This window comes from Hyphomonas sediminis (assembly GCF_019679475.1).
In the GTDB taxonomy this organism is placed as follows: domain Bacteria; phylum Pseudomonadota; class Alphaproteobacteria; order Caulobacterales; family Hyphomonadaceae; genus Hyphomonas; species Hyphomonas sediminis.
In genome coordinates, this window is sequence record NZ_JAIEZP010000001.1 from 2,082,484 (window position 1) to 2,101,877 (window position 19,394).

Here is a 19,394-nt window from a genome sequence, read left to right on the forward strand (position 1 = left end):
ACTGGAGACCAGAGATGAAACGTTCGACAATCGCGTTCGCTAGTGTTGCTGTTATTGCGCTCGCCATGCCCCTCGCCGCTCAGGCCGGTCCCGGCAAGGGACCTCGTGGCCACGGCCCTCATATCATGCAGATGGATGCCAATGGTGACGGCGACGTGACCCGCGCAGAAGCGCAGGCTTCGATTGCGACCCGGTTTGCAAGCATTGATGGCAATTCCGATGGTTTCGTCACGCAGGATGAGATGAAAGCACATCACGAAGCCATGCGCGCCGAGATGAAAGCAAAGCGCGAAGAGCGTAGGGCGGAAGCTGAAGCCGCCGGCAAGCCGCCGCGCCCGGAAGGCAAACCGAAGCGCGAGATGGATCCGGCAAAAGCTGAAGAGTGGAAGGCCAAGAAAGCCGAAAAGGCTGCCGAGCATTGGGCTAACATGGATGCCGATAGTGACGGCCAGCTGAGCCTCGCCGAGTTTACTGCCGAGCACATCAAGTTTTTCGACAAGATGGACGCAGACGGTAACGGCACGATCACCGCGGCCGAGCTTGAGGCAGCCAAGGCCAAAATGAAGGAGCGTCGCGGAGAATGGCGCGACAAAATGAAAGGCGAACCGGCCGAGTAAGGAACAGAGTGGGGACGGGCCGGAGCCCTGAGACAATCAATTCACCCCCCCTGCGATTGTCTCCCTGTGTTCCGGCCCGGACTCAGCTAAACATCTCACCGTGGCGTTCACATCCGACCTCGATCAGATCACACGCGCCGCGGCTGGAGATGCCGCGGCCGTTCGTGCGCTCGTCAATCGGTACAGCCCCGGCGTGCTGGCGCTCGCAACGCGCATGCTGGGCGAAACGGCAGAGGCGGAAGACGTGACCCAGGAAACATTCATTCGCGCATGGAAGGCACTGCCCGGCTGGGAGCCGAGAGCAAAGTTCTCGACCTGGCTTCACCGCGTGGCGCTGAACCTCTGCTACGACCGGCTGCGCAAGCGCCGCGAAGTTCTGCCCGATGAACTGCCCGATCGTGCCGATGTGGCCCTCGGGCCGCAGGATGCGCTGGATCAGGCGCAGCGCGTGAAAGCCGTTGAGGCAGCGATCGCGCGTTTGCCCGAACGCCAGTCTGCAGCCTTGACCTTGTGCGCCCTGCAGGGGCACTCGCAGGCAGAAGCTGCGGATATTATGGAAATCAGCGTTGAAGCCCTGGAAAGCCTTCTCGCCCGTGCCCGGAGAACCCTGCGCGGCGAGCTGCTCGATGGAAGGAAAGTCTCATGACCCGCCGCATGACAGATGACCGCCTGCTCGACATCATCGAAATTTGGGGCGCGGAAGCGCATGGCTGGCCCGAGGCGGAGCGAGCGGCGGCCGAGGCCCTGCTGGCGGAAAAACCTGGCAGGTTTGCGCCTGCTCTGGCGGCAGCCCGCGAACTTGACCTGATGCTTGGCGCGCTGCCCGAACCGGACATGCCGCGCGCGCTGACGGACGCGATCATTGCCGCCGCGCCCAAGCCGGCGCGCGGTTTGCTGCCGCGCTGGGGCGGCATGAAAGCGCCCTGGGTGCCGGCAAGTGGCTTTGCTGCCGCTGCGTTCGGGTTGTTCATGGGGCTGACGATCGCGCCGGTCGCGAGCGCAGATGATGAAGTGAATGCGGAAGTGCAGGAGTTGGTTATTTCCGCGCTGGGCTTCGAGCCTGCAAATTATACGCTGGAGGAAATGGAATGAGCAGATTGCCAAACTGGCTGACCCCGGCGGCGCTGGGCGTCTCCCTGCTCGTGAACCTCGGACTGGGTGGCTATGTCATCGGTCAACATCTGCGACCGGAGCCGCCGGCAAAGGAGCGCCCGCACCGTAAACCGGAGTTTGAGCGCCCGGAAGGCATTCCGGAGCTTTCGCGCGAAGACCGGCGCCAGGTTCGCCAGTTGATGCGGCAGGGATTTGGAGCGGCGCAAGTGGAACTCGCCGAGCGGCGCGAAGCTGAGAAGCATTTCGCCAGTGTGCTGATGGCAGATCCTTATGACAGGATGGCGGCGGAGGTTGCGTTGCGCGAATTGCGCGATGCCGACGTGCGCCTGCGTGACCGGATCGGCCTGGAAGTGCTCGGCGGCGTCGATCAGCTGCGCCCGGACCAGCGCGCCTGGGTGGCGTGGATCCTCTCCGGCCCCAAAGAAGGCGACCACGGAAAACATAAATCCAGGCGCGCGAAAGAAACGCCCCCGGAAGGACCGCAGGACTAATCCCGAGACTTGTGCGCCAGGCGGGCGGCGTTCTCTTCCCAGTTCTGTCCGTCAAAGGGAACAACGGTGACCTTGAAGCTCATCCAGTCGTCCAGTGCGCGCCATGTCACCGCGAATCCATCGGGATTTGATCGCGGAATGTAAAAGCTTTTGATGCCGCAGGTCTTGCAGAACAGGTGCTTCGCGGCGCCCGTGTTGAACGTGTACTGGCTGAGATTGTCCTTGCCCTGAATGAGGCGGAATCGGCTGCCCGGTACGATGACGTGGATATTCCCACTCTTCGCACACATGGTGCAATTGCAGTCTTCGACTTCGAATGCGTCTGGCAGCTCAACCTCGAACCGCACAGCGCCGCAATGGCATCCGCCGGCACGCCAATGCAGCGAGGGGATGGTTACCCGACCCAGACTGGTGGTTTTCTCTGTGCCCATGGCGCGGCGCGCTCCAGTTGTCCTGCCAGGGAAATCAGCAGGTCTTCGCGGCCATAACGCGCGCCAAACATCATGCCAATAGGCAGGCCGGCGGGCGCCGTTGCCGTCGGTGCGGTCCAGTGCAGGGGCACGGACATTGCCGGGCAGCCAGTCTGGTTGAAGAGCGCGCAATGGGGCGCAAAACCGGCGACGGCAGCGCCCATCTGATCTGATGGCGCCGTGAGTGCCATTGTGCCCAGAAGGTCTGGCGCACGATGAAGCGTGGGGGAAAGTGTCAGGTCGAACTTGCCGGCATCGAGGAACCGCTCATAGGCAATTGCAGCCGTAATGAAGGTGTTGTTGGCTTTGGCGAGCTCTACCATTGGGACTGTGCGCCCAAGGTTTACCATCGAGGCGGTGATGGGTTCCAGATCATCATCCGTCACCGGATGACCTCGGACCATTCCGCGTTCTTCCACAAGTGCTGCGATATTCGCTGAGATCGTGAACAGAGCGGCCTTGGCGAGCGCGGTGCCGTCAATTTCCGGCGCAGCCTCAATAACGGTATGGCCGAGGCTTTCGAGAAGCTTGACCGTGTTTGCCAGGCCTTCAGCGGCATCTGCATCCGGTTGCGTGCCGTTCGGCGCCACAGGCCATAGAGCGATGCGAAGCGGTCCCGGGTCGCGCTCAAGCTCTTTCAGGTAAGGGAGGGATTGCGGCGTTGCGACGTATCGGCTGCCGGTTTCCGGTCCGCTCGTCAGGTCGAGCAGGGCGGCCGTGTCGCGTACCGTGCGGCTGACCACGCCGACTGTCGAAAGGCCATTCCAGCCTTCTGTCTTGGCTGGCCCCATGGGCATGCGGCCACGCGAGGGCTTCAGGCCGAATACGCCACAACAAGCAGCTGGGATGCGAATGGAGCCGCCACCATCGCTGGCGTGGGCGACCGGCAAAACACCTGCGGCGACGGCGGCAGCGGCGCCACCTGAAGAGCCACCGGCAATTCGGGTCGTATCCCACGGGTTCCGAGTCTGCCCATACAGGGTGGATTCCGTCGTCAGTGTAAGGCCGAACTCTGGCGAAGTTGTTGTTCCAAAGAATACCAGACCTGCCTTGCGGAAGCGTTCCACCAAGGTGGAATCCCGGCTGGCGACATTCCCCTGAAATGCCCGGCTACCAGATGTAACGGGGGCGCCTTTGACTTCAACGCCGAGATCTTTGACGAGAAAGGGCACGCCCGCATAGGGGCCAGCCAGGCCGCCTTCTGCAATCTGTTGGCGGGCGAGATCAGGATAGAGCGCCGAGAAGCAGTTGATCTCTGCCTGAGCCTTTTCGGCTCTCTCGACGGCGGCTTCCAGCAACTCCGCAGCGGAAGTTTTCCGGTCCCGGACCAGCGCGGCAAGGCCAAGTCCGTCTAGGTCTGGCTGGTTGGACATTTCTGCTTCTCCCCGGTGTGCGTTGTCTTTCCTGTTAGTTTTAGGGAGGCGCAGGAATTCCGCAACAGAAGATCAGTTACTTTGCTGCCAGATCGGTCGGCCCAAATCCGAACTTGTCACAAGGTAGTTGCCGGACAGTTCGCAGGTCGCGGCGGGTGTAAAGTGGTGCAAGTTCATGCCGCAGACAGGCGGGGTCTTTCCGTCGCCACCTCCGCTTATAGAGTCAGTATGCTGTGTAATATGGCCGTTGGCATAGATCTTCATCGGCATGATGATGGTGCGGGACGAAAGTTGGCGCGGAAGGCGCAACCTTGGCAACCCACCAAATTGGCCTTCATCCGAGATCGTCATCCTCTTCAAGCTTGGCGTCGATCTCTTCGTCGGACCAGCCGAAATGGTGGCCAAGTTCGTGGATGAAGACATGGGTGACCAGTTCCTCGACGGTCACGTCGCCGCGCTGCGCCCATTCAAACAGGATGGGCAGGCGATAGATGTAGATCAGAGGGCGTTCGACTGTCGGATTGGTCACGCTTTCCAATGTCAGCGGTATTCCGGAATAGAGGCCGGTCAGCTCCAGCGCGTCATCAATGCCCATCTCGTCGAGGATTTCATCTTCGGCAAATTCCATCACAAGGATGCGAACATCGCCTGCGGCCTTCCGCATGAACTCAGGCAGATCAGCGAAGCATTTCTCCGCCGTCAGATACATTTCATCGACGCTGGGCGCTATGCTGGTCAGCGCGCTCATGCGAGCGTAACAGCCGTGCCGGAAACGGCGACCATCATCATGGAGCCACCCTGTCCGATGACGGAGTAGTCAAACTTGATGCCGATAATGGCGTTTGCACCCAGCTTTTTGGCTTCATCAACCATCTCTTCCATTGCGCCGTCGCGGGTTTCCCGCAGCGTGCTTTCATAGGCTTCCGAACGCCCGCCGACGAGATTGGTGAACCCGGCCAGGATGTCCTTGCCGAGATGCGCGCCGATCACGACCTCGCCGCAGACGATGCCCTTGTAGGCCGATACGTCGCGGCCCTGAATGGAGTGCGTTGTGGTGAGGATCATGAAGCGTGTCCTTTCGCGGGAGGCTGTGCTTCCAAGATAAGATCAGGCGGGAGTCCTGCAAGCAGAATCGAAAGGGCGGGCCGGTGATTTCTCCGGCCCGCCCTTCGAGTTGACGCGTTGCTTGACTATTCCGCTGCTGTCTTGGCTGGATCGTTTCCGTCCAGGAGGAGTTCCAGCATCCGGATGGCGCTGTCGGCAATCACCGTGCCCGGAGGGAAAATCGCAGCGGCACCGGCGGTGCGCAGGGCATCGAAATCCTGTGGCGGGATAACGCCGCCGACGATGATCTGCGCGTTGGCGGCGCCTTCATTGCCCAGCGCGCGCTTAAGTTCGGGCACCAGCGTCAGGTGGCCTGCGGCGAGAGAGGAGGCCGCAACAATGTCCACGCCTGCCTTGCGGGCGTCGCGCGCGGCTTCTTCCGGCGTCTGGAACAGGGGGCCGATTTCGACTTCCCAGCCAAGGTCCATCAGAGCGGAAGCGACAACCTTCTGTCCACGGTCATGTCCGTCCTGGCCCATCTTGGCGATGTAGATCTTCGGCTTGCGGCCATTCTTCTGGACAAAGGCGGCGGCAAGGCCTTCGGCTTCGGTCGCTTTCTCGGTGCCTTTCACGCCGCCGCCATAAACGCCCTTGATGGAGCGGATGACGGCCTGGTGGCGGCCCTGGCTGCGCTCGACAGCTTCGGAGATTTCGCCCACGGTGGCCTTGGCGCGCGCGGCATCGACGGCGAGCGCAAGCAGGTTGCCCTTCGTGCCCGCTGCTGCCTCGGCAATCGCCTCGAGCTTGGCCGTGACTTCCGCTTCGTTGCGTTCAGATTTCAGGCGGGCGAGCTTGTCGAGCTGCATCCGGCGCACAGCGGCATTGTCCACCTTCAGCACAGGAACATCTTCTTCCTCGTCCAGCAGGAACTTGTTGACGCCGACAACCGTCTGCGTGCCGCTGTCGATACGTGCCTGCGTGTTGGCGGCGGCTTCTTCGATGCGCAGTTTGGGCAGGCCCTGTTCGATGGCCTTGGCCATGCCGCCCATCGCTTCGACTTCCTCGATATGCTTGAGGGCTTTGGCGGCGAGGTCGTGTGTCAGGCGCTCGACATAATAGCTGCCGCCGAAGAGGTCGATCGACTGGCAGGCGCCGGCTTCCTGTTGCAGCAGGATCTGCGTGTTGCGGGCGATCCGGGCTGAGAAGTCCGTAGGCAGAGCAAGGGCTTCGTCGAAGCTGTTGGTGTGCAGCGACTGGGTCTGGCCACCGGAGGCGGCGATCGCTTCCAGGCATGTGCGGATGACGTTGTTGTAAACGTCCTGCGCCGTGAGGCTCCAGCCGGAGGTTTGCGAGTGCGTCCGCAGGCTGAGGGACTTGCTGGACTTCGGTGAGAAATTCTCCTGCACCAGCTTCGCCCAGATCAGGCGCGCGGCGCGCATCTTGGCGACTTCCATGAACGTATTCATGCCGATCGCCCAGAAGAAGGAAAGGCGCGGGGCAAACGCGTCGACATCCAGGCCAGCGGCAACGCCTGCGCGGATGTATTCGATGCCATCGGCCAGCGTGTAGGCCAGCTCAAGGTCTGCTGTCGCGCCGGCTTCCTGCATGTGGTAGCCGGAGATGGAAATCGAGTTGAATTTGGGCATCTTCTCCGAGGTGAAGGCGAAGATGTCCGAGATGATCCGCATCGAGGGTTTGGGCGGATAGATGTAAGTGTTCCGTACCATGAACTCCTTCAGAATGTCGTTCTGAATGGTTCCGGCGAGTTTTTCCGGCGGGACGCCCTGTTCTTCGGCAGCGACGATATAGAGCGCCAGGATAGGCAGAACCGCGCCGTTCATCGTCATCGAGACAGACATCTGGTCCAGCGGGATGCCGGAGAACAGGGTGCGCATGTCGAGAATCGAGTCGATGGCAACGCCCGCCATGCCGACATCGCCCGTCACGCGCGGGTGATCGGAATCATAGCCGCGGTGGGTGGCGAGGTCGAAGGCGACAGAGAGGCCCTTCTGGCCAGCGGCCAGGTTGCGGCGATAGAAGGCGTTGGAGTCTTCGGCCGTCGAAAATCCAGCATACTGACGGATCGTCCAGGGCTGGTTGGTATACATCGTCGGGTAGGGGCCGCGGCCAAAGGGGGCGAGGCCGGGATAATCGTCGAGGAAGTCAAGCCCGGCGCGGTCTTTCGCGGTGTAGGCGGATTGAACGGCAATGCCCTCGGGCGTTTCCCAGGCTTCGCCCAGCTTGGCAGCGGATGCCTTCGCGTTCGGGGCGTCCAGCTCAATCTTCGTGAAATCGGGGAACTTGGTCATTGGGCAACTCCCAGCTCGGCATGGGCGAGGCGCAGCGCGTGGAGCGCGTCGCAGCCTGCGAAGATGTTGGTGTCGATGTCGGCGGCTTCGAACTTGCCGGCGACCCAGACGGCGCGGGCGCCCGCTTCCTTGAGGGCCTTTGCGGCGGCTTCCGCGCCGGCCTCATAGGCCTTGTCGGTGCCGCAGATGATGGCGAGCTTGCAGCCCGATGCCTTGAAGGCGGCGGCGAGTTCGGCGGGGTCTTTCGGCGGAACGACGGCGTCTTTGGCAACAACGCCGCCTGCGGCGAGGAAGTTGCGCGAAAAGTCAGCCCGCGGCGTAAATTCGGCGAGGCTGCCGAGCGTCGCGAGGAAGGCGGCTGGCGGCTTGGCCGCTTTGGCGGCGGCGTCGCGCAGGGCTTCGAAGTCTGCGGCGAGGCGGATGGGGGTGAGCGCTTCGGCAACCGCGTCCGCGCCGCCTGCGATTTCTGCCTTCACGAAATGGGCGATGCCGTCGCCGGAGACGCCATCGCGCGGGCGGGGCGTATCGACCTCGGCAACCGGCGCGCCGATTTCTTCCAGCAGCGGGTATTCGGAAACACCGGTCAGCGGGATCTTGCGGCGGCCAATGTCTTTCGCGCGCGCGTCGCGCGCGGCTTTGACGCGGGCCTGGAAGGCGCCGGAAAGGAGCGAAGCAGCATAGCCGCCTTCGCTTTCGATCTTCTGGAACTCGGCCCAGGCCGCCTTGGCGAGATCGTCGGCCAGCGTTTCGGTAAACCAGGCGCCGCCGGTCGGGTCCGCAACGCGGCCGAGCTGGCTTTCTTCCATGGCGATGATCTGGGTGTTGCGCGCGATGCGGCGGCCCAGTTCTTCAGGGTGGCCGAGGGCCTCGTTGAAAGCGCGCGAGGTGACGATGTCTGCCCCGCCTGCAGCGCCGGCGAAGACAGCCGCCGTGACACGCAGCATGTTGGTCCACGGATCATACTTGGTCAGCATGCGGGCCGAGGTGATGCCCTGCAGGCGCATGGGCGCGGCGGGCATGCCGAGCGCCTCAAGGCAGCGGGCCCACAGGCGGCGGGCGGCGCGCAGCTTGGCAATGCCGATGCCGTAATTTGCGTCCAGCGCGAGGGCAAAGCTGAGGCGGCTGGTGTCGAGCTTGCCATCGAGGCGGCGCAGCGTGTCGATCGCCGAGGCGATCAGCGCGCCGAGTTCCTGGGCTTCCGAGGCACCGGCCTCATGCGCGACAGTTGCGTCGATCCGGACGAGACCGGCAGCGGGGAACTTCTGACCCAGCGCTTCGGCAACCGCGCCAACGCGGGCGAAGGCCGCGTCGAGGCCGCCTGAGAGCTTGCCCGAGCGGGCGAGGGCGCCGAGCGGGTCCATGTTGAAGTCGATCTTCAGTGCGTCAGCGTTTTCCTGCTTCTCCGCCCAGAGGCCGAGCAGGGCAGAGGCCGACGCGCCCGATGCGTTCGCATGGGAAAGGGCGACGCCTGCATAATCGGCGCGCACGCCGGTCAATGCGGTTTCGAAGTCTTCCAGCGTGGTGATCTGAACGCCGGACTTGCCCGTGCAATCGAGAACGATCTCGATGGAAGAGGCGCCGCGCTCCAGATCGCGCAGGATCTCGGTGCTGGTTTCTTCAGCCGAGGGATGGGTGAACAGCTGGCGGATGTCCCAGGGCAGGTACTTGTCCGGCGCGGCGGTCTTGCCACGCAGGAAGGGCGCTTCGCCGGGCGTGCCGAGCGGATCAGCGGCGGCGGCAAAGTCGCTTTCGCGGTAGAGCGCCTTGATGCCGATGCCATCTGTGGTCTTGCGGGTGAGCGTATCAACGCCCTTGCCCTTCAGCGCCTTTTCAACGGCGCCGAGCCACTCGGCTTCGGTGGTTTCGGGGAATGCGGAACTGAGTGTGAGAATATCGTCGGCCATGATGGGGGTTTAGGGCAATCCGGCCCGGCTTGTGAACTGGTTCCTTAGCGGTATGTGCGCCTTCATTCCTGCATGGGCGGGCTGCAGGGATGCGATGCCGGGATTTGCGACGGCTAAACCCGGTTTTTGCTGCGATTTTCGATGTGCCTGCCAGGGCGCTGCGTGCCGATGGGGGATGGCGCGCCGGAATATTCCACAGGCGGGAAGGGCGGGTGGCGGGTTTGTCATCATTTCGGGGTTGACCCTCCGGCCCGTAAGTGCGAATGAGAATTAGTCGCAAGACGGAGACCGAGACCATGTTCAAGGCCATGCCGACCCACCGCTCCTCCCGCGTTTCCTCCCATGCAGAGGCGCCGCCGGTATTGGCCGGGAGCCGTTCCTCCCACACCTGTGGTCCCGGTCTCTATCTCGACGATCTGATCGCCACTGGCGATCCGGATGACCTGATTTCCCTCCTGCACCGGCAGGCGGCCTGGCGGGGCCTCCTGTCGCGGGGTTGCCCACCCTCTCACGGGTGACCGAATTGGCCTGATGCTGCTGGTGGATTGCTGCTTTCGTCGCTGACGGCAGATCCACACCTTCCGGTGCGTGGGAAGGGGCAGGTTCCGGTGCAGGTTGGGAAACTCAGGGGCGTTGGCGCCCGCTTCCTTTTCAGAGCTGTTCAGCTCCGCCTTGACCACTCCCGCTCTGAATTGGGCGGGGGTGGGCTTTTTATGCGCGCAATGGGCTGAACGGTCGTTAAGCTGAGTGCGTTCAATGCATGTCAATTTTGACGCCGACTCACTGGATTGTATCATTTTGAGATTGATTGTGCACAATTCCGGCGTTTGATAGTCAAGTAAAAACAGTGTGTTATGTCGTTGTCGTGACGACAGGCTTGCCGCGGCTGAACACGCGGATAAGTTCCGTCTCAGAACTTTTCCGGGAGAGAACAACAGATGGCCGTGCCACCTATTTTCAACAAAATGCGTTTGCCGGTGATCGCCTCGCCGCTTTTCATCATTTCCGGCCCCGAGCTGGTGATTGCCCAATGTAAAGCCGGCATCGTCGGCAGCTTCCCGGCGCTCAATGCGCGCCCCGGCCCTGTGCTGCATGAGTGGCTCGACCAGATCACCAACGAGCTGGGCGAATATAATGTGAAGAATCCGGACCGCCCGGCGGCGCCGTTCGCAGTGAACCAGATCGTGCACAAGACGAACAACCGCCTCGACCACGACATGGAAGCCTGCGTGAAATACAAGGTGCCGTTCGTGATCACCTCGCTGGGCGCACGCCAGGACGTGAACGATGCCATCCATTCCTATGGCGGCGTCGTGATGCATGACGTGATTGATACCTGGTTTGCAAAGAAGGCGCTGGAGAAAGGCGCTGACGGCCTGATCGCGGTGTGTGCCGGCGCCGGTGGCCATGCTGGCCGCCTGTCGCCCTTCGCGCTGATCCAGGAGATCCGCGAATTCTTCGATGGCCCGCTGGCGCTGTCGGGCTCCATCGCCAATGGCGGGGCGATTGCTGCCGCGCTCGCGATGGGCGCTGACTTTGCTTACATGGGCTCGGCCTTCATCGCCTGCGACGAAGCCAACGCGATGGACGGCTACAAGGACGCCATCGTGAACTATGGCGCCGAAGATATCGTGTATTCGAACCTCTTCACCGGTGTGCACGGCAACTATCTGAGGCCGTCGATCATCGCGGCCGGCCTCGACCCGGACAACCTGCCTGAGAGCGACCCGTCCAAGATGAACTTCGGTTCGGGCGGCAACACCGAAGCCAAAGCCTGGAAAGACATCTGGGGCTGCGGCCAGGGCATTGGCGCGGTGAAGAAGCGCGGCCCGGTGAAGGATTATGTCGACCAGCTGGAGCGCGAATACAACGCTTCGCGCGCGGCGCTGGCGCAAGGCCGGGCCTATTCGCGCGCCGACGCTGTTCCGGCCGAATAAGCCTGCGCCAACCGGCCAGACAAAAGCTCCCCGTCTCGATGAGGCGGGGATTTTTTCATGGCGGGAAGATTGTCTTTTGGCATTTGAATTTTGCGCCGATTTTTTTTGACCGTCATGGGGCGGATTATACCATTAATGGGGAAAGCGTGGATTGGCGCGGGCGCTGGCGGCGCGATGGTCTTGAGGATGCGGGGGAAATGATGCGGGCGGGGCGTGGATAAGGGCGCTGGCCGGGCGAGATTTGGGAGCGTTCAGGCAGTATCATGGCGGGGACAAACAGTGACATTTTGGGTCATTCCAGTGACAGTTTGTGTATTTTTGAGGCTTTTTCGATACGTTTTAGGCCCGGTTTGTGCGCGATTGATTGCGCTGGGGCGCGGCGGGGAGAGTGTCCGGCTTATCCAACAGCCGGCCTGTAGCAGTTGCTGGGAATTGGCCCGCCCAATCCGGGGGAAGGCGCCGAATGGCACATTTCTCCCATGCTTTACTCATCATACAGAGATGTTTCGCGCGCCCACTGGCGCTGGCCCCACTTCACCCCGGAGGAGCTTGCCTGCAGATGCGGCGGGCGCGGATGCCGGGGCGCCTATTGGCATGACGCCGAGTTTCTCGACGCGCTCGAAGCGCTGCGCGCAGAGGCCGGGCGGGCGCTGAAGATCAATTCGGGCCATCGCTGCGCCATCTGGAATGCGGTGGTGGGCGGGGCGCCTGCCTCCCAGCACCGGCGCATTGCGGTGGACATCGCCCTTAAAGGACACGATCGCAGCGCGCTGATTGCGGCGGCAGGGCGCCTTGGCTTCACCGGCATCGGCGTCGCCAGAACCTTCCTGCATCTCGATCGGCGGGAGACGCCCGCGCGGTGGACTTATCCGGGAGCGGAGGATCTGGCATGAGCGACATTATCGGCCTTGCCGCCAGCGCAGCGGGCGGCGGCGTGTTCGGCCTGATCGGCACGGTGATCGGCCGGGCGGCCGGCCTGATCGAGCGGCGGCAGGACAATGCGCAGGAGCGCGCCCGCTGGGCCCATGACGCCGCCATGCAGGAAGCGCGGATGCGCGAGATGACGGCGGCCACAGAGGCGCAGATCAAGCTCGCCGACGCTGCCGGCGCCTGGCGCGGCCTCGCCGCCTCCATGGAAGCCGAGGCGGGCATCGGGGAGAGCTATCGCTGGGTGAACGCCGTGCGCGCGCTGACCCGGCCGCTGCTGACGCTGCTGCTGTGGATCATCACGGGGCTGGTGTTCCTGGGTGCGGGCGCGGAGGCACGCGCCGGCATCGTGGAAACCGCGACGTTTGCGGCGACGGCGGCAACGCTCTGGTGGTTTGGGGATAGAGGGCAGAAGGCGCGGTGACCTCTCCATCGTCATCCCGGTTTCGCCAAAGGCGAAGATCGGGACCCAGAAAGGTCGGGTTGTAAAAGCTGGGTCCCGGACATTTGCTCCGCAAATTCCGGGATGACGGGGGGAGGGGTTTCGTTTTCTTCAACACTTTTCCCTCCCCTCGTCACACTCGATGCGCGCAGCGCATCTGAGTGTGACGAGGGGTGGGGTTGGGGAAACTGTAGGGTGGGTTGAGCGAAGCGATACCCACCACTTCCTCGGCCCAAAGATGGTGGGTATCGCTTCGCTCAACCCACCCTACGGGCGTTTTCCTTCACCATGCTGGCTTCTTCCGGCCTCAGCGTCAGCACGTCTACGCCGGTTTCGGTCACCGCCACCGTATGCTCGAATTGGGCGGAGAGTTTTCCATCCTCTGTGCGGACGGTCCAGCCATCGTCTTCTGTGTACGAACCGCGTTTGCCTTCGTTGACCATCGGCTCGATGGTGAAGGTCATGCCGGGGCGCAGGCGCAGGCCTGTGCCGCGTTTGCCGAAGTGGAGCACGGAGGGCTCTTCGTGCATTTCGCGCCCGATGCCATGGCCACAGAAATCGCGTACGATCGTGTAGCCTGCGCCCTTGGCGTGGCGCTCGATGGCGTGGCCGATATCGCCCAGCGTGGCGCCGGGGCGGACGGCGCGGATGCCTTTCCACATGGCTTCATAGGTGGTGCGCACGAGGCGGCGGGCGGGGGCGGCGACTGTGCCGACCAGATAGGTCTTGCTGGAGTCGGCGATATAGCCGTTCTTTTCCAGCGTAATGTCGAAGTTCACGATATCCCCATCGCGCAGGATGTCCTTCGACGACGGGACGCCGTGGCAGATAACATCGTTCACGGATGAGTTGAGGACGTATTCGAAGCCATACTGGCCGAGGCTGGCCGGGCGGGCGTTCAGCTCGCCCCGGATATAGCGCTCCACCTGGTCGTTGACCTCCAGCGTGCTCATGCCGATCAGGTCCATCCGGTCGATCAGGCCGAAGACGGAGGCGAGCAGGCGGCCGGAACTGGCCATCAGCGCGAGTTCTTCCGGGGATTTGATCATGCGGCGCTGGCCGTGAGCGGCTCCGGCGTGACCCCGGCAGCGATGAGTTCACGCTGCATGATCTCGTTGAAGGAAAGGGTGGGGTTCATCTCGGCCAGCTTGCCGATGCGGATCCACCAGGCGGCCTGCGCATTGATCGAGCGGAAGGTAACCGCGCTCGCCTTGCGCACGGCGTCGTGCAGGTCGTCATCAATGTTCACAATGCCCATAGGGTGCCTCATATTCGGAACGTATATGGTCCATATATATTTTGGATGGTCGCGGCAAGGCGCAAGGCGCAGCCACGGAAAAGCTCGCATGAAGAAAGAGCGCCTGTTACATTTCGCGTGGCGCCTCGACGCGCTGGAGGAAACATAATGCCAAACAAAGGCAAAGGCGTGTCGCGCCGTAGCGTGCTCGCGGGAGGCGCGGCGTTTTCCGGCTACGCGCTCGCCGGCTGCGCGGCGACCGGTGCGGCAAACAGGGGAGTGACGACTATGGCGGCAACAGATTCAATCGACCTGTCGACGGCGGGCGCGCTGGAAATCGGCAATGCGGTTCGCGCGGGGCAGATTTCTGCCCTTGAGGCGACGGACGCGGCCATCGCGCGGATCGAAGCGCTGGACGGGCGGGTCAACGCGGTTGTCGTGCGCGATTTCGACCGGGCGCGGGACGCGGCGAAGGCAATCGACGCGGCGCGGAGCGCGGGCGATGCGCGGCCCTTCCTGGGCGTGCCGATGACCGTGAAGGAGTCCAATGATGTGGCGGGGCTGGCCTCCACATGGGGCTTCGAAATGTTCAAGGACATGAAAGTGGCGCACGACGGCGCGGTGGTCGAGCGCCTGAAAGCGCAGGGCGCGATTATCCTTGGAAAGACGAATGTACCCGTGGCGCTGGCCGACTGGCAGGCGGAAAACCCGGTTTACGGGCGCACCGTGAACCCGTTCGACGCTGGCCGCTCGCCCGGCGGCTCTTCCGGCGGGGCGGCGGCTGCGCTGGCGACCGGGATGGTGCCGCTGGAAATCGGCTCGGATATTGGCGGCTCCATTCGTATTCCGGCGCATTTCTGCGGCGTGTTCGGGCACAAGCCGACCTATGGTATCGTGCCCTCGCGGGGGCATGGGTTTCCGGGGACGGACGGTGTGGATGCGCCGCTGGCTGTGGTTGGCCCCATGGCGCGGAATGTGGCCGACCTTGCGGCCTGCCTCGATGTGATTGCCGGGCCGGAAGCCGGGAGCGGCTACCAGCTGGCCCTGCCTGCGCCCCGGCAGGGCAGCCTCGGCGGATACCGCGTGCGGGTGATCCGCGCGATGCCGGATGTGCCGGTGGACCGGGACACGGGCGCGGCGCTGGACGCGATATCTGCTGCGCTGAAGGCGGCCGGGGCCAGCGTGACCGAGGGCACCGAAGGAATGCCCGACCTTGCCGGGATGATGCCTGCCTATATCCGGATGCTGAATACGGTGACATCGCGCGGGCGGCCCGATGCGGCGCCCATCACTGCGCATGACTGGATGGCGCTGCAGGATTACCAGCTCTCTGTGACGCGGGCCTGGGCGCGCTTCTTTGCTGAGACGGACATCCTGATTTCGCCGAGCTTTTCCACCCCGGCCTTTCCGCACAAGGAAGAACCGGATTGGAGCAAGCGCACGCTGGAAGTGGACGGGGCGGCGTTGCCCTATGGCGGGCAGCTCGCCTGGGCGGCCATCGCGACCTTTGCCGGTTTGCCCTCCACCGTGGCGCCCGTTGCCCGCAGCGCCGGCGGCTTGCCTATCGGCGTGCAGCTGATCGGCGCGCCCTATGGCGACCGGACGACACTGCACTTTGCATCGCTGCTGGAAGCGGCGGGGCTGACGGTCTAGACCAGAGCGGACAACAAGGCTGGCCATATGAGCGACTTTATTCTCGTCATCGACGAAGGGACCACATCGACGCGCGCGATCATTTATGATCGCGGGTTTGGCGAGGTGGCCATCGCGCAGGAAGAGGTGGCGCTGCAGTTCCCCCATGATGGCTGGGTGGAGCAGGATGGCGAGGAGATCTGGCGGCGCACGCTGTCGGTCTGCCGCACGGCGATCGCCAAGGCGGGCGGCGCCGGGCGCATCGCCGCTATCGGCATCACCAACCAGCGCGAGACGACGCTTGTCTGGGATCGCAAGACCGGCAAGCCGCTTGCGCCCGCCATCATCTGGCAGGACCGGCGCACGGCGGCAGTCTGCGAAGGGCTGAAGGGGAAGGGCTATGAGGGCGATGTGCAGGCCGAAACCGGCCTGCTGCTGGACCCGTATTTCTCCGGCACGAAAATCGGCTGGGTGCTGAGCAATGTGAAGGGCGCGCGGGAAAGGGCCGAGGCCGGGGAGTTGGCCTTCGGCACAGTCGATTGCTTCCTCCTGTGGCGCCTGACGGGCGGCAGGGTGCACGCGACCGACGTGACGAATGCCTCGCGCACGCTGCTTTACCGGCTGGGCCTTGGCGCCGAGGGCGGCTGGAGCGAGGCGATGGCGGCGATGATCGGCGTCCCGGTTTCGATGCTGCCCGAGGTGAAGCCCAGCGCGGCGGATTTTGGCGAGGCGGATGCCTCTCTCTTTGGCCGGGCGATTCCGGTCTGCTCAATCCTGGGAGACCAGCAATCGGCGCTGGTCGGGCAGGGCTGCCTCAAACCGGGGCAGGCGAAGATCACCTATGGCACGGGCGCGTTCCTGGTGGCCAATACCGGGGCGAAGCGGCCAGCCTCGGAGAACCGCCTGCTGGGCACAGTCGGCTACGAGCTGCCGGGCGGCGGCGCGCTGGCGCTGGAAGGCTCCATCTTCAATGCGGGCACAGTCATCAAATGGCTGCGTGACGATCTGAAACTCATTCAGAAGGCGGATGAAAGCGCCGCGGCCGCCGCCAGCCTTCCGGACAATGGCGGGGTCTATATGGTGCCTGCCTTTACAGGGCTCGGCGCGCCGCACTGGGACGCAGAGGCGCGCGGCGTGATTGCCGGGCTGACACGGGCAACCAGCGCCGCACATCTGGTGCGCGCGGGGCTGGAGTCGGTGGCGTATCAGACGCATGATCTGCTCGCCGCGTTCGCAGGCGATGGCGCGCCAATTGCGGAGCTGCGGGTGGATGGTGGCATGGTGGCCAATGACTGGCTGATGCAGTTCCTGGCGGATGTTTGCGCGCTGCCGGTGTTGCGGCCAGACTACCGCGAGATGACCGCGCTCGGCGCCGCTGCCGCAGCGGCGATGCAGATCGGCTGGGTAAGCCCGGAAGACTGGGCCGCCCGCGACGTTCCCGGCAAACGCTTCGAGCCGAAGATGGAAGCCGGCGCCCGCGCCGCGCTGCTCAAAGGCTGGCAGGCCGCGCTGGGCCGAACACTGAGCTGAGGTGCAAAAAAGGGCGGTGCAAGACCGCCCTTTTTATCTCGATTGGCATCGCAATTACATGTTGCAAGCTGTGTGCAGGAAGGTCTCGACCTCTTCGAGAATGCGACCTTTCTGCTCAGCAGGCCATTTCGGCGACTGGTGACCCATCATGTCGAGCGGGATGAACTTGCTCTTGGGTTCCTTGTCCTTGATGGCATTGTAGAAATCGCGGCTGTGGAAGATCGGCACACGGACGTCATACTCGCCGTGATAGATCAGGATCGGAATGTTGATCTTGTCCGTGTTCTGCATCGGGTCCATGCCCTTAACCGTATTGCCCTGAACGATCCGCTGGATGCGGTTTTCGCCCCAGGTGTTTCCGAGCTTGGTCAGGTTGGCAACGCCAGCGCCGGCAATGGCGCACTGATACGGGCTGTTCGGACGTACCGATGCCGCGAAGGCTGCAAAGCCGCCATAGGAGTAGCCGTGGATGGCAATCTTGTCGGCATCCACATAGCCTTGCGAAACAAGCCAGGCAGCGCCATCATCCTTGTCGTCCTGCATCTTCTGGCCCCATTCACCGTCGCCGGCGAGCCAGAGTTTGCGGCCCCAACCTGCGCTGCCGCGGTATTGCGGCTGCATCACGATGTAACCGCGGCTGGCGAAATACTGCATCCAACCAGAGGCGTCGAAGCCACTGGAGTCGCGAGCCCAAGGGCCGCCGTGTGGAACGATGATCGCGCCGCGGGCCTTGTCGCCTTCTTTCCAGCCTGCCGGGTAGGTGATGAATGCCGGGATCTCAAGGCCGTCGCGGGCGGTATAGTAATCGAATTTCACTTCGCCGAGATCATTCGTATCAATCCAGGGACGTTCGGAGCCGATGACTGCGACCTTGGTCTTGTCCATCAGCAGGAAGTACGATGGGGGCATGTTACCCGCGCTGACACTGAAGAGAACGCGATTGCGATCAGCAGTGTAGTCAATCAGCGAGACATTCTTGCCCGGAAACGCAAGATCGAGGCCGTCCTGAATGGACTTCATTTCAGCATCGACCCAGTAAACTTCGGAGACTGGTCCCTGGTAGCGGAAACCGAGAACTTCTCCGAAATCTTTCGCGCGGGAAGAGAAGATGACGCTGCTGGCATCAAACTCCGGGTGGGCAAACACAGGCTGGTCGCTGAACTTGTCCGTCGTCGCATCATACAAATAGATCGCAACTTTATCCGAGAACTTGTCGGTCGCGATGAAATAACTGTTCGTACCGTTTTGCTGGCCGACCAGATCCATCGTGTAGCGGTTGGAGATTTCTGTCGTGAGGCCATCTTCGCGGGCGAACTTGTCCGTGCCGGGCACCGGAAGGCTGATGTAAGATTTCCAGGCGCCGCTTTCGAATTCCAGTTCCATCCTCGCAACTGGCATGCCGGTACGCGAGCTGATGACAATCTGCTGCGTGGGATTGGCTTTGTAGAGAAACTTTTCCCGGCCATTGGACAGGTCGTGCTCGAAGTAGCTGGTTCCGTTCTTCGTTGACGTTCGCGTCAGGACGACCTTGGACGGATCCAGCGGGAGCAGCGAGGCGATGTTCGTATTTCCAACCAGTTCATAGCAGCGCAGAAGCGTCTTGCTGGCGCCGACTTCGGCGCGCCCATCAGGAAGATCGTCGATCTTCTTGATACGCTCATTCCCCATATACACTTTTTCGAGGTATTTTTTGGTCGAGCCGGTTTCCTTGCCTTCGCCGCAACCCATGAGGGCGCCGATATATGGCTGAACCGTGAACCAGAGGGATTTTTTGTCCTTCAGCGCCGTCGCGCCATAGAAGATCGTTTTGCCGCTGGACGGCGTGATGTTCGAAGGAACGAGGGGTTTCGTGGTGTCGATATTGCCTGAGAGATCCCAGTAAGCTGCGGCGAGCGCTTCGCCATTTTTCGAAGGGTCCGCCACGACGCCGACCAGCATGTCACCTTCGAGCGACATCGAAAGGCTCGAAACATTCGGGTAGCGCGAGAAATCTTCGACTTTCAATGGCTCCGCCACTGCCGCGAAGGGCGCGGCGAGCAGTACGAGTGTGCTCGCCGCGATTGCGCGTTTCAACATTAGGGGATTCCTCCTGAATTAATCATCGGCAATATTTCCAGCCGCGCGAGGCAGGTCAAGGCTCGCAGAGCATGGTATCGCGTAACTGATTTTCTGATTGAGCCGCAATTTTGGGCAATTTGTGGCTCAAAAGGCACAGTGGTCTGGTGAAACTCGCCACCTTATGAATTTTTTGTCACCAAAGCTTGTCAGGAGTGTGGTGGCCGGTCAAACCTAGTCGGAGGTTCCGGTGTTTTGCGCCGGAATTGCTCGTTGTTGCGGGCATATTGTTCAGGTGGAAAAACTTGGTTCG

19 protein-coding genes are annotated in these 19,394 nt (G+C 62.6%); 10 read left to right on the forward strand and 9 right to left on the reverse strand.

Annotated elements, in window-relative coordinates; genetic code table 11:
- Nucleotides 1–14: 14 nt before the first annotated feature.
- The 4 genes from K1X12_RS10395 (at nucleotide 15) to K1X12_RS10410 (ending at nucleotide 2,221) form a co-directional block, all read left to right on the forward strand.
- Nucleotides 15–617, forward strand: coding sequence for an EF-hand domain-containing protein (locus K1X12_RS10395; protein WP_220987528.1), 603 nt, complete (start codon nucleotides 15–17; stop codon nucleotides 615–617).
- Nucleotides 618–717: 100 nt separating this feature from the next.
- Nucleotides 718–1,263 carry an RNA polymerase sigma factor gene (locus K1X12_RS10400; RefSeq protein ID WP_220987529.1) on the forward strand — a complete coding sequence of 182 codons (546 nt, stop codon included), beginning with the start codon at nucleotides 718–720 and terminating at the stop codon, nucleotides 1,261–1,263.
- Nucleotides 1,260–1,709 (forward strand): hypothetical protein, encoded by a 450-nt coding sequence (locus tag K1X12_RS10405; protein ID WP_220987530.1) that lies wholly within the window; start codon nucleotides 1,260–1,262, stop codon nucleotides 1,707–1,709. Before K1X12_RS10400 ends, K1X12_RS10405 begins: the two co-directional genes overlap by 4 nt.
- Nucleotides 1,706–2,221 (forward strand): periplasmic heavy metal sensor, encoded by a 516-nt coding sequence (locus K1X12_RS10410; protein WP_220987531.1) that lies wholly within the window; start codon nucleotides 1,706–1,708, stop codon nucleotides 2,219–2,221. Before K1X12_RS10405 ends, K1X12_RS10410 begins: the two co-directional genes overlap by 4 nt.
- Here K1X12_RS10410 and K1X12_RS10415 read toward each other — a convergent pair.
- From K1X12_RS10415 to K1X12_RS10440, 6 genes are all read right to left on the reverse strand, one after another.
- Complete coding sequence (locus K1X12_RS10415; protein ID WP_220987532.1) at nucleotides 2,218–2,652, reverse strand: GFA family protein; 435 nt, start codon at nucleotides 2,650–2,652, stop codon at nucleotides 2,218–2,220. The two genes, K1X12_RS10410 and K1X12_RS10415, sit on opposite strands and share 4 nt — an antisense overlap.
- On the reverse strand, nucleotides 2,616–4,064 hold the full coding sequence (locus tag K1X12_RS10420; protein ID WP_220987533.1) for an amidase: 1,449 nt from the start codon (nucleotides 4,062–4,064) through the stop codon (nucleotides 2,616–2,618). Before K1X12_RS10420 ends, K1X12_RS10415 begins: the two co-directional genes overlap by 37 nt.
- A 334-nt stretch (nucleotides 4,065–4,398) precedes the next feature.
- A complete protein-coding gene (locus tag K1X12_RS10425; protein ID WP_220987534.1) occupies nucleotides 4,399–4,812 on the reverse strand; it encodes a metallopeptidase family protein in 414 nt (137 codons plus the stop codon).
- On the reverse strand, nucleotides 4,809–5,129 hold the full coding sequence (locus tag K1X12_RS10430; protein ID WP_220987535.1) for a YbjQ family protein: 321 nt from the start codon (nucleotides 5,127–5,129) through the stop codon (nucleotides 4,809–4,811). The genes K1X12_RS10425 and K1X12_RS10430 overlap by 4 nt, the downstream gene beginning before the upstream one ends.
- Before the next feature lie 125 nt (nucleotides 5,130–5,254).
- Entirely contained in the window at nucleotides 5,255–7,417 is a 2,163-nt protein-coding gene (gene scpA / locus K1X12_RS10435) for a methylmalonyl-CoA mutase (protein WP_220987536.1), read from the reverse strand.
- Nucleotides 7,414–9,321 carry a methylmalonyl-CoA mutase family protein gene (locus K1X12_RS10440; RefSeq protein WP_220987537.1) on the reverse strand — a complete coding sequence of 636 codons (1,908 nt, stop codon included), beginning with the start codon at nucleotides 9,319–9,321 and terminating at the stop codon, nucleotides 7,414–7,416. The genes scpA and K1X12_RS10440 overlap by 4 nt, the downstream gene beginning before the upstream one ends.
- 296 nt (nucleotides 9,322–9,617) lie before the next feature.
- Here K1X12_RS10440 and K1X12_RS10445 point away from each other — a divergent pair, with 296 nt between their 5' ends.
- From K1X12_RS10445 to K1X12_RS10460, 4 genes are all read left to right on the forward strand, one after another.
- The gene (locus tag K1X12_RS10445; RefSeq protein WP_220987538.1) at nucleotides 9,618–9,839 is read left to right on the forward strand and encodes a hypothetical protein; all 222 of its coding nucleotides are present in this window, start codon (nucleotides 9,618–9,620) and stop codon (nucleotides 9,837–9,839) included.
- A 420-nt stretch (nucleotides 9,840–10,259) separates the two neighbouring features.
- A complete protein-coding gene (locus tag K1X12_RS10450; RefSeq protein WP_220987539.1) occupies nucleotides 10,260–11,258 on the forward strand; it encodes an NAD(P)H-dependent flavin oxidoreductase in 999 nt (332 codons plus the stop codon).
- Between the two features lie 479 nt (nucleotides 11,259–11,737).
- Nucleotides 11,738–12,151 (forward strand): D-Ala-D-Ala carboxypeptidase family metallohydrolase, encoded by a 414-nt coding sequence (locus K1X12_RS10455; protein WP_220987540.1) that lies wholly within the window; start codon nucleotides 11,738–11,740, stop codon nucleotides 12,149–12,151.
- Entirely contained in the window at nucleotides 12,148–12,609 is a 462-nt protein-coding gene (locus K1X12_RS10460) for a hypothetical protein (RefSeq protein WP_220987541.1), read from the forward strand. The genes K1X12_RS10455 and K1X12_RS10460 overlap by 4 nt, the downstream gene beginning before the upstream one ends.
- Nucleotides 12,610–12,884: 275 nt before the next feature.
- Here the strand turns inward: K1X12_RS10460 and map are convergent, their stop codons facing one another.
- Together map and K1X12_RS10470 are read right to left on the reverse strand one after the other, a co-directional pair.
- Complete coding sequence (gene map / locus K1X12_RS10465; protein ID WP_220987542.1) at nucleotides 12,885–13,676, reverse strand: type I methionyl aminopeptidase; 792 nt, start codon at nucleotides 13,674–13,676, stop codon at nucleotides 12,885–12,887.
- Nucleotides 13,673–13,885: a ParD-like family protein gene (locus K1X12_RS10470; RefSeq protein WP_220987543.1), complete on the reverse strand. Its 213-nt coding sequence runs from the start codon at nucleotides 13,883–13,885 to the stop codon at nucleotides 13,673–13,675. Before K1X12_RS10470 ends, map begins: the two co-directional genes overlap by 4 nt.
- 147 nt (nucleotides 13,886–14,032) lie before the next feature.
- Here K1X12_RS10470 and K1X12_RS10475 point away from each other — a divergent pair, with 147 nt between their 5' ends.
- Nucleotides 14,033–15,517, forward strand: a complete 1,485-nt coding sequence (locus K1X12_RS10475; RefSeq protein WP_225907941.1) for an amidase family protein — start codon at nucleotides 14,033–14,035, stop codon at nucleotides 15,515–15,517.
- A gap of 27 nt (nucleotides 15,518–15,544) precedes the next feature.
- Nucleotides 15,545–17,026: a glycerol kinase GlpK gene (glpK, locus tag K1X12_RS10480; protein ID WP_220987544.1), complete on the forward strand. Its 1,482-nt coding sequence runs from the start codon at nucleotides 15,545–15,547 to the stop codon at nucleotides 17,024–17,026.
- Nucleotides 17,027–17,080: 54 nt separating this feature from the next.
- On the opposite strand, the gene K1X12_RS10485 is transcribed toward glpK, so the two are convergent.
- On the reverse strand, nucleotides 17,081–19,102 hold the full coding sequence (locus K1X12_RS10485) for an alpha/beta hydrolase family protein (RefSeq protein ID WP_220987545.1): 2,022 nt from the start codon (nucleotides 19,100–19,102) through the stop codon (nucleotides 17,081–17,083).
- Nucleotides 19,103–19,394 lie beyond the last annotated feature (292 nt).

Bases quoted from the DNA above. Each gene is read 5' to 3' on its own strand.
- K1X12_RS10415 (WP_220987532.1), bottom strand. From the start codon at position 2,652: ATGGGCACAGAGAAAACCACCAGTCTGGGTCGGGTAACCATCCCCTCG.
- K1X12_RS10460 (WP_220987541.1), top strand. From the start codon at position 12,148: ATGAGCGACATTATCGGCCTTGCCGCCAGCGCAGCGGGCGGCGGCGTG.
- K1X12_RS10470 (WP_220987543.1), bottom strand. From the start codon at position 13,885: ATGGGCATTGTGAACATTGATGACGACCTGCACGACGCCGTGCGCAAG.
- K1X12_RS10440 (WP_220987537.1), bottom strand. From the start codon at position 9,321: ATGGCCGACGATATTCTCACACTCAGTTCCGCATTCCCCGAAACCACC.
- map (WP_220987542.1), bottom strand. From the start codon at position 13,676: ATGATCAAATCCCCGGAAGAACTCGCGCTGATGGCCAGTTCCGGCCGC.
- K1X12_RS10475 (WP_225907941.1), top strand. From the start codon at position 14,033: ATGCCAAACAAAGGCAAAGGCGTGTCGCGCCGTAGCGTGCTCGCGGGA.
- scpA (WP_220987536.1), bottom strand. From the start codon at position 7,417: ATGACCAAGTTCCCCGATTTCACGAAGATTGAGCTGGACGCCCCGAAC.
- K1X12_RS10450 (WP_220987539.1), top strand. From the start codon at position 10,260: ATGGCCGTGCCACCTATTTTCAACAAAATGCGTTTGCCGGTGATCGCC.
- K1X12_RS10430 (WP_220987535.1), bottom strand. From the start codon at position 5,129: ATGATCCTCACCACAACGCACTCCATTCAGGGCCGCGACGTATCGGCC.
- K1X12_RS10405 (WP_220987530.1), top strand. From the start codon at position 1,260: ATGACCCGCCGCATGACAGATGACCGCCTGCTCGACATCATCGAAATT.
- glpK (WP_220987544.1), top strand. From the start codon at position 15,545: ATGAGCGACTTTATTCTCGTCATCGACGAAGGGACCACATCGACGCGC.
- K1X12_RS10455 (WP_220987540.1), top strand. From the start codon at position 11,738: ATGCTTTACTCATCATACAGAGATGTTTCGCGCGCCCACTGGCGCTGG.
- K1X12_RS10395 (WP_220987528.1), top strand. From the start codon at position 15: ATGAAACGTTCGACAATCGCGTTCGCTAGTGTTGCTGTTATTGCGCTC.
- K1X12_RS10425 (WP_220987534.1), bottom strand. From the start codon at position 4,812: ATGAGCGCGCTGACCAGCATAGCGCCCAGCGTCGATGAAATGTATCTG.
- K1X12_RS10445 (WP_220987538.1), top strand. From the start codon at position 9,618: ATGTTCAAGGCCATGCCGACCCACCGCTCCTCCCGCGTTTCCTCCCAT.
- K1X12_RS10485 (WP_220987545.1), bottom strand. From the start codon at position 19,102: ATGTTGAAACGCGCAATCGCGGCGAGCACACTCGTACTGCTCGCCGCG.
- K1X12_RS10420 (WP_220987533.1), bottom strand. From the start codon at position 4,064: ATGTCCAACCAGCCAGACCTAGACGGACTTGGCCTTGCCGCGCTGGTC.
- K1X12_RS10410 (WP_220987531.1), top strand. From the start codon at position 1,706: ATGAGCAGATTGCCAAACTGGCTGACCCCGGCGGCGCTGGGCGTCTCC.